The sequence below is a fragment of the Rhodococcus sp. WAY2 genome, assembly GCF_009859915.1.
GTDB classification, from domain to species: domain Bacteria; phylum Actinomycetota; class Actinomycetes; order Mycobacteriales; family Mycobacteriaceae; genus Rhodococcus_F; species Rhodococcus_F oxybenzonivorans.
Window position 1 is genome coordinate 3,841,174 of record NZ_CP046572.1, and the last position, 14,611, is coordinate 3,855,784.

At 64.8% G+C, this 14,611-nt stretch carries 15 protein-coding genes; 9 read left to right on the top strand and 6 right to left on the bottom strand.

Going from position 1 to position 14,611, the window contains the following annotated elements; all coding sequences use genetic code 11:
* Positions 1 to 46 precede the first annotated feature (46 nt).
* From GFS60_RS17630 to GFS60_RS17650, 5 genes are all read left to right on the top strand, one after another.
* Positions 47 to 556, top strand: coding sequence for a VOC family protein (locus GFS60_RS17630; RefSeq protein WP_159923133.1), 510 nt, complete (start codon positions 47 to 49; stop codon positions 554 to 556).
* A gap of 49 nt (positions 557 to 605) precedes the next feature.
* Positions 606 to 1,394 (top strand): pirin family protein, encoded by a 789-nt coding sequence (locus GFS60_RS17635; RefSeq protein ID WP_159923135.1) that lies wholly within the window; start codon positions 606 to 608, stop codon positions 1,392 to 1,394.
* A gap of 103 nt (positions 1,395 to 1,497) precedes the next feature.
* The gene (locus GFS60_RS17640; protein ID WP_159923137.1) at positions 1,498 to 2,469 is read left to right on the top strand and encodes an alpha/beta hydrolase; all 972 of its coding nucleotides are present in this window, start codon (positions 1,498 to 1,500) and stop codon (positions 2,467 to 2,469) included.
* Positions 2,470 to 2,478: 9 nt separating this feature from the next.
* Entirely contained in the window at positions 2,479 to 3,540 is a 1,062-nt protein-coding gene (locus GFS60_RS17645) for a helix-turn-helix domain-containing protein (protein WP_236603185.1), read from the top strand.
* Between the two features lie 125 nt (positions 3,541 to 3,665).
* Positions 3,666 to 6,107, top strand: a complete 2,442-nt coding sequence (locus tag GFS60_RS17650; RefSeq protein ID WP_159923139.1) for an ATP-binding protein — start codon at positions 3,666 to 3,668, stop codon at positions 6,105 to 6,107.
* Here the strand turns inward: GFS60_RS17650 and GFS60_RS17655 are convergent.
* From GFS60_RS17655 to GFS60_RS17670, 4 genes are read right to left on the bottom strand one after another with little or no spacing between them, the layout of a single operon-like run.
* Positions 6,104 to 6,610 carry a DUF1360 domain-containing protein gene (locus GFS60_RS17655; protein ID WP_159923141.1) on the bottom strand — a complete coding sequence of 169 codons (507 nt, stop codon included), beginning with the start codon at positions 6,608 to 6,610 and terminating at the stop codon, positions 6,104 to 6,106. The two genes, GFS60_RS17650 and GFS60_RS17655, sit on opposite strands and share 4 nt — an antisense overlap.
* 35 nt (positions 6,611 to 6,645) lie before the next feature.
* Positions 6,646 to 7,071 carry a hypothetical protein gene (locus GFS60_RS17660; protein ID WP_159923143.1) on the bottom strand — a complete coding sequence of 142 codons (426 nt, stop codon included), beginning with the start codon at positions 7,069 to 7,071 and terminating at the stop codon, positions 6,646 to 6,648.
* A 43-nt stretch (positions 7,072 to 7,114) separates the two neighbouring features.
* On the bottom strand, positions 7,115 to 8,284 hold the full coding sequence (locus tag GFS60_RS17665) for a zinc-dependent alcohol dehydrogenase (protein ID WP_159923145.1): 1,170 nt from the start codon (positions 8,282 to 8,284) through the stop codon (positions 7,115 to 7,117).
* 13 nt (positions 8,285 to 8,297) lie between these two features.
* Positions 8,298 to 8,831 carry a hypothetical protein gene (locus GFS60_RS17670; protein ID WP_159923147.1) on the bottom strand — a complete coding sequence of 178 codons (534 nt, stop codon included), beginning with the start codon at positions 8,829 to 8,831 and terminating at the stop codon, positions 8,298 to 8,300.
* 116 nt (positions 8,832 to 8,947) lie between these two features.
* Between GFS60_RS17670 and GFS60_RS17675 the strand changes: the two genes are divergently transcribed.
* From GFS60_RS17675 to GFS60_RS17690, 4 genes are all read left to right on the top strand, one after another.
* Positions 8,948 to 9,385, top strand: a complete 438-nt coding sequence (locus GFS60_RS17675; protein ID WP_159923149.1) for a hypothetical protein — start codon at positions 8,948 to 8,950, stop codon at positions 9,383 to 9,385.
* Between the two features lie 58 nt (positions 9,386 to 9,443).
* Positions 9,444 to 10,517, top strand: a complete 1,074-nt coding sequence (locus GFS60_RS17680) for a YihY/virulence factor BrkB family protein (RefSeq protein ID WP_159923151.1) — start codon at positions 9,444 to 9,446, stop codon at positions 10,515 to 10,517.
* 92 nt (positions 10,518 to 10,609) lie between these two features.
* Positions 10,610 to 11,710, top strand: a complete 1,101-nt coding sequence (locus GFS60_RS17685) for a ferredoxin reductase (RefSeq protein ID WP_159923153.1) — start codon at positions 10,610 to 10,612, stop codon at positions 11,708 to 11,710.
* A gap of 20 nt (positions 11,711 to 11,730) precedes the next feature.
* Positions 11,731 to 13,116: a fatty acid desaturase family protein gene (locus GFS60_RS17690; RefSeq protein WP_159923155.1), complete on the top strand. Its 1,386-nt coding sequence runs from the start codon at positions 11,731 to 11,733 to the stop codon at positions 13,114 to 13,116.
* A 76-nt stretch (positions 13,117 to 13,192) separates the two neighbouring features.
* On the opposite strand, the gene GFS60_RS17695 is transcribed toward GFS60_RS17690, so the two are convergent.
* Entirely contained in the window at positions 13,193 to 13,531 is a 339-nt protein-coding gene (locus GFS60_RS17695) for a hypothetical protein (RefSeq protein ID WP_159923157.1), read from the bottom strand.
* Positions 13,532 to 13,588: 57 nt separating this feature from the next.
* Positions 13,589 to 14,296 carry a hemerythrin domain-containing protein gene (locus GFS60_RS17700; RefSeq protein ID WP_159923159.1) on the bottom strand — a complete coding sequence of 236 codons (708 nt, stop codon included), beginning with the start codon at positions 14,294 to 14,296 and terminating at the stop codon, positions 13,589 to 13,591.
* Positions 14,297 to 14,611: the final 315 nt, after the last annotated feature.

Genomic DNA, 14,611 nt, shown 5'->3' on the forward strand with positions numbered 1-14,611 from the left:
AGCTGACCGGCGTCCTCGTCGCCACCTCGCGAAAGGAAACACGGCTATGAACACCACACCCGAGCAGAAGAGCTCCGAGGGGTTCGCGGCGCAGCGCGACCGAATCCGTGCCGAGCACCTGAAGCCGGCATCGTCGCGGCCCGCGTCGTCGGCCCGCGGTCTCCATCACACCGCGTTGATCAGCGGGGACGTCGAGCGCACGGTGCGGTTCTATCAGGATGTGCTGGAGTTTCCGCTCACCGAGCTGATCGAGAATCGGGACTACCCCGGGTCGTCGCACTTCTTCTTCGACATCGGAAACGGCAACCTGCTGGCGTTCTTCGACTTCCCCGGACTCGACATCGGCCCCTATCAGGAGGTTCTCGGCGGCCTGCATCATGTCGCGATCAGCGTCGAACCCGAACGGTGGGAACACCTGCGCCGCAAGCTGACCGACGCCGGAGTCGAGCTGATCGAGCACAGCGAGGTCTCGCTGTACTTCCGCGACCCCGACGGTGCCCGCCTCGAACTCATCGCCGACCCGCTCGGGGAAATGTACGGGTCACACGTTCTCTGATCGAGAGCGCCACAACCACCACTCCGACATCTCGAAAGGTGCTCCGATCATGACCACTGCCGTAACTCGTCCCCCATTGGATGTCCGCCGGGCCGACGACCGCTTCAAGACCCATGCCGGCTGGCTCGATTCCAAGCATTCCTTCTCGTTCAGCCGCCACTACGACCCCGCCAATACCCACCACGGGGTGCTGATGGTCAACAACGACGACATCGTCGTTCCCGGGATGGGCTTCGACACCCACCCACACCAGGACATGGAAATCGTCACCTGGGTGCTGCAGGGCTCGCTGGTACATCAGGATTCGATGGGGCATTCCGGGGTCATCTACCCGGGCCTGGCTCAGCGGATGAGCGCGGGTACCGGCATCTTGCACTCCGAGAAGAACGACTCCTGGCGTCTGGACGGTGTCACCGGTGCCCATGCCGACCAGCACAGTGACCCGGTGCACTTCATCCAGATGTGGGTCGTTCCCGACGAAGCCGGTATCACGCCCGGTTACGAACAACTCGAGATCGACCACGAATTGCTGGCCGGGGGACTGGTGCCGGTCGCGTCGGGCATGCCCGCGTACGCCGACCACTCGGCGATTCGGATCAAGAACAAGTACGCCGCAATGCACGTTGCGCGCATGCAACCCGGTCAGGCGCCGATCGCCCTGCCCGACGCGCCGTTCCTCCACGTGTTCGTGGCGCGCGGTGAAGCATGGATGGAGGGCGTCGGGGTGCTCGGCGAGGGCGACGCCGTTCGGGTCAGCGGCGGCGGAGGTCAGCAACTGACTACCGAAACCGGTGCCGAGGTCATCGTGTGGGAGATGCACGCCGAGATCGCCGGGTAGGTCGGTCGGGGTTCCGGGGCGTCCGACACCCGTCGGGCGTTCCCTCGCCAACTTCCTCCAGCTGTTGGGTGACCTGCGCCACATTCGGACTCATGCTGGGTGCATGACATCATTTCCCACGCTCGACCCCGAACTCGCGGCCGCGGTCACCATGCTCCCGAATCTCGATTTCTCCGACCTGCCCTCAGCACGGGCAACCTTCGACTCTCTGGTCGGCTCCCTGTTGGCTGATCTGTCGTTCGACGGAGTCCGTGTTCAGGAGTTGTCGGTGCCAGGTCTCGGCGACGACCCGGACGTCGGTGTCCGGTTCTTCACGCCGGAGAACGCGGAGGGACCGCTGCCGGTTCTTCTGTGGATCCACGGGGGCGGGTTCGCGATCGGCACGGCGGCCTCCAGCGACCCCTTCTGCGTCGAGGTGGTGCGGGAACTCGGGTGCGCCGTCGCAAGCGTCGAATACCGGTTAGCTCCGGAAACGCCTTTTCCGGGTCCGCTCGACGACTGCTACGCGGCCTTGACTCACCTCCACGCCCACGCGGACGACTGGGGAATCGATCCCTCCCGCATCGCGGTCGGTGGTCAGAGCGCGGGTGGTGGGCTCGCCGCCGGAACCGTCCTGAGGGCGCGCGACGAGGGCGTCGTCCCGGTCGCATTCCAACTCCTCGACATTCCCGAGCTCGACGACCGGCTGACCACCGCCTCGATGACGACGTTCGTGGACACTCCGTTGTGGCACCGCCCCAATGCGATCCTGTCGTGGCAGTACTACCTCGGGACGTCCTACACGGGACCGGAAGATCCGAATGTGTCGATCTACGCGGCACCGGCCCGCGCAACCGATCTTCGTGGCCTGCCCCCGACCTATCTCTGCACCATGGAATTGGACCCGCTGCGTGACGAGGGGATCGACTACGCCCTCGGCCTGCTCCGCGCCGGTATCAGCGTGGAGCTGCATTCGTTTCCCGGCACCTTCCACGGGTCCGGATTGCTGGCGACGGCGGAGGTAAGCAAACGCGCGATAGCGGAGGCGCTCGACGCGCTGCGTAGACGCTTGCGTGTGGTGTCACCAGCCTCGTAGCGTTGCTGGATGCAGGGACTGATGTACCGGCTCGCCGAGCTCGATGCGGACTCGGCGGGCCTGGTACGAGTGATCGACTATTTCGACGCGCTGGTCCGCCACGGCGCGGACACCGCCTCGATGCTCCGGGCGAGTGCCGCGCTGGCCGATTGCGTCGTCGGCATCGACATCTCGGGGTGGTCCGGCAGTTCCGAGCCGCGCCGCTGTGATCCTCGCGGGCGGTGGTCTCCGCAGCCCCGGCTGGCGCCCAGTGCATCGAAGGACGTCGTGGTCGACGATGTGGTGGTCGGGTCTGTCTGGATAGAGAGGTCGGGTGCGAGTCTGCCGCTCGACGACATGCTCGTCGACCGGATGGCTCTGACCGCGGCGATCATCCTGCAACCGCGCCGTGTGCTCACCGACGCCGAGCACACACGCAATCTTCTCTTTCCGATGGACGAGCTGGTGGCACTTACCTCGTGCGCTGCACTGCGGATCGAACCGTCGACTCCCGTCCGTGTGCTCGTGTACACGGCCGGTGGGGGCGCGCGCCTACCGCTGCCCGGTGAGCTCGCACCCGGCCGCTCCACCGAGATCGAGGTGGACGGCGACTCGCTGATGCTGGTTGCGGAGTCGTTCGTGCCGACACCGGAATTCGCCGACCTGGCCCGTTCCCGATCCGTACAGGTGGGTCTCTCACTGGCGGCCCCGGCGTCGGACGCGAACGCACTCGTCGGTACAGCGAAATTCGCCCGTAGTCAGGCCTCGGAACCCGAACCGATCGGAAACGCGGACGACCTCGGCGCCCTCAACCTACTGGTGGCGGGGCAGACCTTCGCACACGCCGCGATTCCCGATCTCGTTCGCGCTGCCGAACTGCGCGACTCCGAACAGGGGTCGGAGTTGCTGGCGACACTGCGGGTGTATCTACGGTCGGGAACGCTGCGCGCCGCGGCGGAGAGCATGCACCTACACCACAGCAGCGTTGCGCACCGGCTGACCAAGCTGTCCCGGCACTTGGGTTTCGCTGTCGACGCGATCGAGAATCGGGCTCGTGCGACGGCATTGATGATGGTGATCGACAACCGGTGACGGGGTGCGCCCCGACCCGCCGCTAATCACCGCAATCACCCAGATAGCACGTTCCCGTTAATCCGTAGCGACCACCTGCGTGGCGGGATGGGTCGAACCTGGGCCATGATTCTGGGACGGAATGGATGGGTCCGGGAAACCGGCGGTGGACGAAAGGTCCATGGATTGTGACTGCCTCGGGTGAAGCTTCCTGGTCTGCGGAACGGTTGTTCGCAGGGCCCGGTGAAACGCGGGAACGGCTTCGCCGCCACAACTGGGCGGCCACGTCGCTGGGACCGGTCGAGGCCTGGTCTGTCGAGCTGAGGGCTGCGGTGCGCACGGTATTGCCGTCGGCCGTGCCGATGCTGCTGTGGTGGGGCCCCGACCTGGTGCAGATCTTCAACGACGCCTACACGCCGGTACTGGGTGAGAAGTATCCGGCCGCGGTCGGCGAGCCGGGTGCGCAGTGCTGGGCGGAGGTGTGGGACGAGTTGGGACCGCTCGCCGAGCAGGCACTCGCGGGCGGTGAAGCGACGTACATGGAGAACCAGCAGTTGTTCCTGCGACGTCACGGCTACTTGGAGGAGACGTATTGGACGTTCTCCTACAGCCCGGTGCACGACGAAGGCGGGAACGTGGCGGGTGTCTTCGTCGCGACGACGGATGTGACGACGCGTGTGCTCGGAGAACGCCGATTGGAGACGCTCCGTCGGCTGGGCATGGTCTCGACCGCCGACGGAGACGACCCGATCGCGGATTCGTGCCAGGCGGTCATGGAGGTACTGGCCGACAGCAGCGACGATGTGCCGGTGGCAGTGATGTATCTGCGGGAGGACATCGCTGGAGCAGCTGGAAACGGAGCGTCGCACGATCTGGTCCTGGTCGGTGCCGTGGGAACGGACCGGGGCACGGAGCTCGCACCGCTGCGCATCGCTGCGAGCGAGGGCATTCACCCGGCCGACGCGCGGGTGTATCCGCTGGTGGTGACGGGCGACTCCGAGCCTGTGGGGTTGTTGGTTCTCGGCATCAGCGCGTGCCGCGCATTCGACGACGCCTATCGCAGCTTCTTCGAATTGGTGGCCGCGAAGGTGTCGACGTTGACGTCGGACGCTCTGGCCTTCGAGTTCGAACGAGACCGCGCCGCAGCCCTCGCTGAACTCGACACCGCGAAGACGCGATTCTTCCAGAACATCAGCCACGAGTTCCGCACACCGCTGACGCTGCTCCTCGGGCCGCTGCAAACATTGGGCGAAGAGAACGGTGTGGTGTCGATCGAAGAACGGCGCGATGCGATCGCCGTCGCCTATCGGGCGGCGCAGCGGCTTCAGCGACTTGTCGACGGCTTGCTGGACATCTCCACCGCCGCCGGCGGCACACTCGAGCAGAAACCGGAACCGACCGACATCGGCAGGTTGACCGCCGACTGTGTGAGCATGTTCGCCTCCGCAGCCGAGGACGCGGGGCTTCTCCTCCGAACCGACATCGACGAAGGTGTGGGACTGGTCGACGTCGACCAGGAAATGTGGGTGAAGGTCGTCCTCAACCTGGTGTCGAACGCCCTCAAGTACAACACCGACGGCGGCTCTGTCGACGTGTCACTTCGGCAGGAAAACCACCATCTGTTCTTGCGCGTGGCCGATACCGGCGTCGGAATTCCGGCCGACGAGCAGGACCGGGTGTTCGAGCGGTTCCATCGGGTCGAGGGGGCAGCGCCCAACAGCGGCGGCGGTGTGGGCATCGGACTTTCCCTCGTCGCGGACCTCGTCGAGGCGCTCGGCGGATCCGTCGCCCTCGACAGCACGCCGGGACGGGGAAGCACCTTCACGGTCCGTGTGCCACGCGTCGCGGCGCGGGCAGAGGCGACTGTTTCCACCAACCCGGCACGAGTGGACGCCACTGCGTACCTCAGCGAGATACTGCAGCGGGAGCCGGTCTCGCCCTCCCCGGTGCCTGCGGCAGCGGACGACGATGCGCCGCGGTACCGCATTCTGCTGCTCGAAGACCACAGCGATCTCCGGGCCTACCTGGCCCGACTGCTCGAGGGGCAAGGCTGGGACGTCGACGCCGTGCCGGACGCGGATACCGCTTGGCGTCGCCTGGCGGATCGGCGACCGCATCTGGTTCTCAGCGATGTGATGATGCCCGGACGCGACGGAATCACCTTCTTGAAGGAACTCCGTGCGGACGAGTCGACGGCGCGGCTCCCTGTCGTTCTCCTCACTGCTCGTGCGGGCACCGAGTCGGCAGTCGACGGTTTGAGTCAGGGCGCCGACGACTACATCGTCAAACCCTTTCAACCCGCCGAACTGGTGGCGCGAATCCGGGTCCACCTGGAATTGTCGTGGTTCCGGGAGACTCTCATCGCGGACGGTGAACGCGAGACCGATCAGCTGCGCACCGCACTGGACACTCGCACCACACTGAGTCAAGCGGTAGGGCTGACGATGGCGGCGTTCCAGTGCGACGCGGACACGGCGTTCGACAAGTTGGTCACGTATTCGCAGCACCGCAACGTGAAACTGCGGGAAATCGCGTCGGACATCGTCGACAACTTCACGGCCGAGTCCGCCGGCCGCGCCGCGAACTAGCCTTCCGCCACCTGTTGGGCGGTGGCGTACGCGAGTTGCAGGAAGTCCGCGCCGGCCAGAGCCGCCATCGCATCGGCCACCATGCGTGTCGCCCGGGGGGCGAAGACGTGCCCGATGGTGAAACCGGTGATCACCCAGACATCGAAGCAGAACGGGCAGGTCAGCAGTTCGCCGATGCTGTGCTTGACACCGTCGGAGGCCTGCGGCTTCTCCATCACCTCGCCGGGCCCCCCATCCCCGGCGTGCTGGGTGAACGGTGCGCGGAGCGGCGTCGTGACGGCGTCCTTGGTCACCGTGCGGGAAAGTTTGTGCGCCGCAAACGCGGTGATGACGAGTTCTCGCACGGTCATGGCACGCGGGAGTTGCCGGTTGGTGAGAGCGCCGAGCACCGTGACCACGGCGACGACGAAGGTGTATGCGGCCATCGTCGCCGCGTAGCCGTTCAGTGAGCGCTCGCTTGTGGTCGAACTCCGTTCGCGCTCCGGCGCCTGTGCCACGTTCATCCACTTTCCCCTTGTTCGCTGTGCCGAGTGCGTTGTCAATCCACGATCGGAAAGAGCGAGTCGCCGTCCTCGGGAGTGCCGTCGACCTGACCTTTGTCGACCCGTGAATCTTCGACGATCACGCCGTCGACGACCTCCGCGGACTTTCTGCCCTCGCCCGAAATCTCGACGTCGTCGTCGAGGACTCGGTCGACGTCCTCCTCGGTCAGGGAGTCGTCCGGTGCGGCGGCCACGGGAATGTCCGGCGGAACCTCGACCTCGACGTCGGGCTCTTCCTCGGACAATTTCTCGTCGAGAGTCTCGCCTTCACGCTCTTCGCGCGGTGTCATGCCGAACTTGTCGGCCTCGCTCCAGTGCTCCGGCGGGTCCACGACGTCGTCGCCGTCGTTGTTCCGCACGTCGTCGGGGTCGAGGCTTTCGGCTGGGTTGAGGGTGTCACCAGGACCATCTTCGATACTCATAGTTGTTGCGTGCCCGATCGAGTAGTCACCGAAACATTGGCTGTCACGGCCGGAAAACGGCCCGAACACACCCTTCCTGCTTGCTCTTGAACACCTGGTATCCGCGCACTGCCTCCTCTAGGGACATGTCGTGGGTGATCAGATATGAGGGATCGAGGTCGCCCTGCTGGACGTAGTCGAACATCCGCGGCATGTACCGCTGACCGTGTTGCTGTGCCGTCCGGATCGTCAGACTCTTGTTGGTCACCACACCCATCGGGAACTTGTCCGTCAGTCCGTAGATGCCGAGGACAGACACGATCCCGCCCTTACGGCAGGCGAGGATCGCTTCGCGCAACGGGGTGGACCGGTCGGATTCGAGCCTCAACAGTTGTTTGGCGCGGTCGTAAAGTTGCTGCAGTCCGGTGCCGTGCCCTTCCATGCCGACAGCGTCGATGCACGCGTCCGGGCCCCGCCCGCCGGTGGTTTCGCGTAGCGACTCCTGCACGCTGTCGACGGACGTGTAGTCGATGGTTTCCGCACCGAACTCCCGACGTGCCAACGCAAGTCGCTCAGGATAACGATCGATGACGATGACCCGTTCCGCGCCGAGGAGACGGGCAGTGTGTGCGGCCATCAGTCCGACGCCCCCGCTGCCCCACACCGCGATCGTGTCGCCGGGCGAGATGTCGCAGAAATCCGCGCCCATGAGGCCGGTGGGGACGGCGTCGGAGAGGAACAGGGCTTGCTCGTCGGTGATGCCGTCGGGGATGGTGAAACAGTTGACGTCGCCGAACGGCACGCGGATGTACTGGGCGTGAGAGCCCTGATATCCGCCGAACGGGTGGGTGTTCCCGTAAATGCCGCCCGTGGGATAGCCGAAGACCGCTTGCTGCAGTTCGGCATTCGGATTCGTCGTGTCGCAGACCGAATACAAGTCGTGCTCGCAGTACCAGCACGAGTTGCATCCGATGAACGACGGAACGACCACGCGGTCGCCCACCCTGGTGTCGGTCACTTCGCGGCCCACGTCCACCACTTCGCCCATGAACTCGTGACCGAACACGTCACCTTCCCGCATACCCGGCAGGTATCCGTCGATGAAATGAAGGTCGGAACCGCAGGTCGTGGTCAGCCGTACCTGCACGATGACGTCGTGTGGATTGACGAGTTCGGGGTCGTCGACGGTCTCGACTTTCAGATCGTTGACGCCGTTCCAGCACAGTGCACGCATGGGTTCTCCTCGTTCAACGAGCGGCCTGACGCGCGCTCGGGTTATGCATGAGAGTGGGCAGTTCGCCGGTCTGCAAGAGCGCGCGGGCTCGGTAAAGAACCTTGAATGTCGCTGCGCCGGTGAGAATGTCGGGCACCGGCGTCTTCGCCCGGATCGTCACCTCTGTACCGAGATCGTGCGGTGCGTCGCGAAACGTGAGCTCGACCTCTGGTGGATCGTCGGTGGAGTCCTGGGCAGTGGAGTCCTCACCCGTCTCGCCGACGAACCGCAGCCTGCCGTCGTCTTCCACCAGCGTGGTATTCCACTTCGTGGGCTCGTCGGCGCCGGGATTCAGCGTCCACTCGTAGTTATTGGGTTCGGTCGACCGAACCTCGGCCACATCGCCGAGCACATCGGACAATCTCCCGGGGTCACGCCAGAACTGTTCGACTTCCGAGCGGGACCTGCTGATCGTCAACGTCTGACTGTTCCCGCTGCCGGCGGTGGAGTCGACCACCTTGCCGACCAGGTCGACCAGCTGCTCTCTCGCTTTGTCGATGTAGTGCACGGATCCTCCCTTCGTCTGTTCCGCGTTACCCGGTTCCTGCGGGCGGAAACAGCCGGAAAGGGCCGATTCACGCCCTGTCGGTGGTACGAGCCTGGCGGATCGGGTACACGCAGTCCATGACAGACCAGCAGACCCCGAATCCCCCCGACCATGCGAGGCCGAAGCAGGCGACGGACGAAGAGGTCGCCGCGGCCGGCAAATTGTCCGAGGCCCTCGAGACGGTGGAACGTGCCCGCGGACGTTTGTACGACTTCCATCAGCTGATCGGTCACGCCGACCTGATGCTGGACGAGGCGGTCCAGAAGCTGCGTGAGGCAGGTCGTGACGACATCGCCGAGCAGGTGGAAAAGGAGCTGGTGGGCCGCAACGTCCTGCACGGGCGATGGACGTTCCAGATCGTCGAAGACTTCGACGACCATTACTGGTCCACCTTCCGGGACTGTGAGGCCACCGTGCGCGGCCAGCTGTGCGGCGGCCGTCGGCACGTGTTCGAGTCCGAAATGAAGGAGTCCCGTCGAACGCATGGGCAACCCAGGCACGAGGCGCGGCCGTAGCCGCGAAACCCAGTTCCGCCGCCGTTTCCGGGAGGGGATTCCCGGGTAGGAGAAGACGATGGTCGATGAAAAGCAAGCCGAACCGGATCCCGACGACCCCCGCAAACCGGACTCGCCCGCGGATCTGACGAAACCGTCGTGGGGGTACGTTCTGCGGAAGACAGCGCACGAGTTCGGCCGCGATCAATGCACCGATCTTGCGGCCGCGTTGACGTACTACGCCGTCCTGTCGCTGTTCCCTGCCCTGCTCGCGCTGGTATCGCTTCTCGGCGTTTTCGGACAGGGACAGCGCACCACAGATTCGGTGTTGCAGATCGTCGACGACCTCGGACCCTCCTCCGCCGTGGACACCCTGCGGGACCCGATCGCCCAGCTCGTCCAAACACCCACTGCCGGTGTGGCATTGATCTTCGGTCTCCTCGGCGCCGTATGGTCGGCGTCGGGTTACATCGGCGCGTTCGGCCGCGCCATGAACCGCATGTACGAGGTCGACGAAGGGCGTCCGGTGTGGAAGTTGCGACCGTTGATGCTGTTGGTCACTCTGATCGGACTCCTGCTCGTGGCGGTGGCGGCCGTCATGCTGGCGCTGAGTGGGCCGGTTGCCCGTTCGGTCGGTGACGCCATCGGATTCGGCGACACTGCCCTGACCGTGTGGAACATTGCCCGGTGGCCGTTCGTGCTGGGAGTGGTCGTCGTCGCGGTCGCGATCCTGTACTACGTGACACCCAATGTGAAGCAGCCGAAATTCCGCTGGATCAGTGCGGGCGCATTTCTTGCGATCGTGACGTGGATCGTGGCGTCGGTTCTCTTCGGTCTCTACGTCTCCAATTTCGGCAGTTACAACAAAACGTACGGTTCTCTCGCCGGGGTCATCGTGTTTCTGCTGTGGTTGTGGATCACCAACTTGGCGTTGCTGTTCGGAGCCGAGCTCGATTCCGAACTCGAGCGAGGCCGGGAACTGCAAGCCGGACTGCCGGCGGAAGACGAACTGCAGCTTCCGCCGCGCGACACCCGCGTGTCCGACAAGAATGCGGAGAAGTACCAGAAGTACATCGAGCAGGGACGAGCACTTCGCGAGAGCGACGGGAACACTGCTGAACCCGACGCGGTACCCGAAGAACAACAGCGTTAATCACATCAGGAGTATTCGCGCCGACGGATTTTCTCACCCGATCGCGCCCGGAACGCTGACCCGAGCAGTGCCGAATAGTTACGGTGGTCGTCATGGCGGAACGCGGTGCTCGTCCCAAAGTTCCCGTAGTGCGCAGATTCATGCTGCGCGCGGTGCGGCACCTGTTCAGCCCTCTCCGCCCGGACGACTATCTGGAGCTCATCAATCCGCTGTGGACCACCCGTGAATTGCGGGGGCGGGTGGAGCGGGTCGAGCCTGCCAGCGCCGACTCCGCCACCGTCGTGATCCGTCCCCAATACGAGTGGTTCGGGCACGAGGCCGGCCAGTATGTGCGCCTCGGCGTCGTCCTCGATGGGGTCTACTACTGGCGCGCCTACTCGCTGACCTCGGACCCCGACCCGGATGACGGGCTGATCAGCGTCACGCCGAAGCTGGTGGAAAGCGGCACGGTGTCGCCGTATCTCGTCCGCGACATCCGCCCCGGAGACATCGTGCGTCTCGGTGAGGTGGAAGGCACTTTTACCCTTCCGGACCCCTTGCCCGACAAGTTGCTGTTCATCAGCGCCGGCAGCGGTATTACACCGATCATCAGCATGCTCCGCAGCCTCGACCACAAGAATGCGGTCGACGACGTGGTCGTCGCGCACTCGGCCCGCAGCGAGGAGCAGGTCATGTTCGATTCGACGCTCCGCGATCTCGACCGCCGCCACGACGGGTTCCGGCTGGTGCTCCGCCTCACCGGCAAGGACGGCCGGCTGACACCGGACGCGCTCGCCGAACTCTGTCCCGACTGGCGTGAACGCGAGGTGTTCGCGTCCGGTCCGGGCGAGATGCTCGATCAGCTGGTGGAGTATTGGAACGACCACGGCGATCCGCAGCGCCTGCACATGGAACGCTTTCAGCCCGTGATCGGTGGCGATGACGCCGGCGGTGAGGGAGGCGAAGTCCACTTCTCGGACAGCGACGTGAAAACCGAGGTCGACGGGGGTACACCGATCCTCGTTGCCGGGGAGAACGCCGGCTTGACGCTCCCGTTCGGATGCCGCATCGGGATCTGTCACACGTGCGTCGGGACACTGAAATCGGGCAGGCTCCGTGACCTGCGAACCGGGGACGTCGTCGACGACGCCGTCGGACAGGCGGTCCGCACCTGCGTTCACACCGCAGAAGGTGACATCGAAATCGAGCTGTGAAATAGGGGAAGGACCTGCTGGTGAGTATCGACATCGAGAGCCCGCTCGCACATCTGAGTGACGACACCATCGAGGCGCTCGGACGCGAGTTCGACGCCATCCACGACGAGATCTACGCCGATCTCGGTGAACGCGACCGCAGATACATCAAGTCCGTCATCGCCGCGCAACGTCAACTGGCGGTCGCCGGCCGCGTTCTGTTGCTCGGTTCGGTCAGCAAACCTGCCTGGCTAGCCGGAACCGCGTGCCTGGGAATGGCGAAGATTCTCGAGAACATGGAAATCGGCCACAACGTGATGCACGGCCAGTGGGACTGGATGAACGACCCCTATATCCATTCGTCCACGTGGGACTGGGACACGGCGTCGACCGCGAAGGCGTGGAAGCATTCGCACAACTACATTCACCACACGTACACCAATATCCGGGGGAAGGACAAAGACCTCGGATACGAGATCATGCGGATCGACCCGAACCAGCGGTGGCACCCCGTCTATCTCGCCCAGCCCTTTTACAACGTCGTGCTGATGGCGTTCTTCGAGTGGGGTGTCGCGCTCCACGACATGGACCTCGAGGCGGTCCGCTCCGGTGAGAAGCCGTTGAAGGACGTGTGGCAGGGCCTCAAAGGGATCGGCGGAAAGGCTCGCGCCCAGGTCGTGAAGGACTATGTCGGCTGGCCCTTGATCAGCGCAGGCGCCTTCGGGCTCGCACAACTCGCCGCCCGCGGGCGACTCGGTCAGCCGGCATCGTCGAAAGCGGGCCGACTGCTGCGCGGCAAGCGGGCTCGCGGCCGGTGGTCGTCGGTCGCGGACGTATTCGACCGCATGTTGCCCGGGATGGAGCGGACGTTTCTCGCCACCGCGCTGGCCGACTTCACCGCCAACATCATCCGTAACGTGTGGGCGCACGGAATCATTTTCTGCGGTCATTTCCCGGATCAGACGTACACCTTCAGTGAGAAGGATGTGGAGGACGAAAGCCGGGGCGGCTGGTATGTGCGTCAACTGGTGGGCGCCGCCAACATCGACGGCAGCCCGCTGTTCCACATCATCAGCGGCAACCTCGGGTATCAGGTCGAACACCACCTCTACCCGGATATGCCGAGCACCCGCTATTCCGAGGTGGCACCGAAGGTGAAGGACATCTGCGAACGGTACCAATTGCCGTACAACTCGGGACCGTTGATGCAGCAGTGGGGAATGGTGCACCGGACGATCCTGCGGTTGGCATTCCCGGGCGGGAAGCCGCGTCCGAAGCCAGGACCGTACCGCGGGGAGAAGGGCACCGACGCCGGCAAACGAAGCGAGGCGGCGGCGTTCCGTAGCCGCGTACCCGCCGACAACCCTGCCGCCGGGCCCGAACACGACTCCGGCGGAGTGGAAGTGACGCCGCCACCGCGAGATTGACGGGATGCCACAATGGACCGTCGCCCCGGGTGTTGTGCGCACCCGGGGCGGCGGCGGTGTCAGGATATGGTGCGCTTCAGGGCTTTCCGCGCGCGGGGGTCTGTTCCGCGACACCGTGGCGCAGCGGAGTGTTGTCGGACGGTGAGTGGGACGGATCCACGGGAGAACCGCCTGCCGCCCCGGCAACCGGCGGCGCGTTGGTCGGGTCACCGCCGGAGGGCTCGGCCCCCGATTCCAACTGACTGATGCGAGCGGTCAGAATTTCGACGGCTCGCGGTCGGTGGGCGGTGGACCGTTCGTGCTCGAGAATCTGTTTCACCTGGTCGAGGTCGAGGGAACGAATCCGGTGTTCTATCGACCCCAGCGTGAGTTGGTCGTAGTCGGGCAGCGGAAGTGCATCGTCGCTTGTACTCATGTCGAATGCCTACCCAGTGTAATCGGTTGCAAACAGGGTGACCGGTGGCAAACAGGGTCAGGTGCGGGTGGAGGGATCTTCGCCGCTACGCAACGGCGGCAGGTGCTCGATGGCACCGGCGACCGTCGCGAGCGCATGGCTCGTTCGACGACACCCCGCTGCCAGCGGGGACGGTGCCCGGCGGGACACGTGATCCAGACGATCCCGTGAACGATCGAGCCCGGTGAGAGGCAGAGCGGCGAGAGCATTTCCGGGCAAGCGTCGGGCGACCGTCGGGTGCGGCCGCGTGGGAGCGGTGTAGCGAATCACCTGCCACATCCATCCGGCCCGGCGCAGCGACCTAGGGTCGAGTGCCTCCTGGAGCTTCGGCAGGAGTACGTCCTCCTCATCCCGCACGTCCTGATGAAGGAGTGCGGTGATTTCGGTGAACAGTTGCTGATGTTCCGGAGTGTCCGGGTCCAAGGTCTCGAGCTTGGTGAACAACTCGTTGATCTCCTGATGCTCCTGCTCGATCTGCAGGGTCAGCTCCTCCCCGTCCGGAATTGTGCGGCGCACCAGCGGCCACAACACGGCTTCCTCCGCGAACGCGTGCGGAAAGACGAGACGGCACAAAGACGTCAGCTCGTCTTGACGACGGCTGCCACCGCACTTGTCGATGCGCTGGAGCAGCACATCGAGTTCCTGATGGTCTCGTCGTTGGAGGGTCAGGACGCTGTGGGGACCACCGAGTTGGGCTTCACTCTGGTCGGCAAGTGACCGCGGCATCGTTGTTCTCCTTTTCGAGTGTTCGGCAGTGTGCCGAACGCCTACCCCCACGCCGGGAACACAAAACTGCTCCCGCTTGCTCCTCCTGTTTTTCGTCCGCAGACGTCGGGGAACGCGAGAGAAATGGCCAGACGTACGGAACCTGCGGTGGCCGCGTCGAGTCGATGGACCGACGACGACGGCATCCGCTACCCGAGTGGCGACACACATGCGTGGACGCCCGGCACCAACCAGACCCTGTGCGGTGTGCAACTGTCGCGCGCCCGTCTCGCCCGTTTCCCGCATGTGCCATGGAGTGAAGCGCTGTGGCTGGCA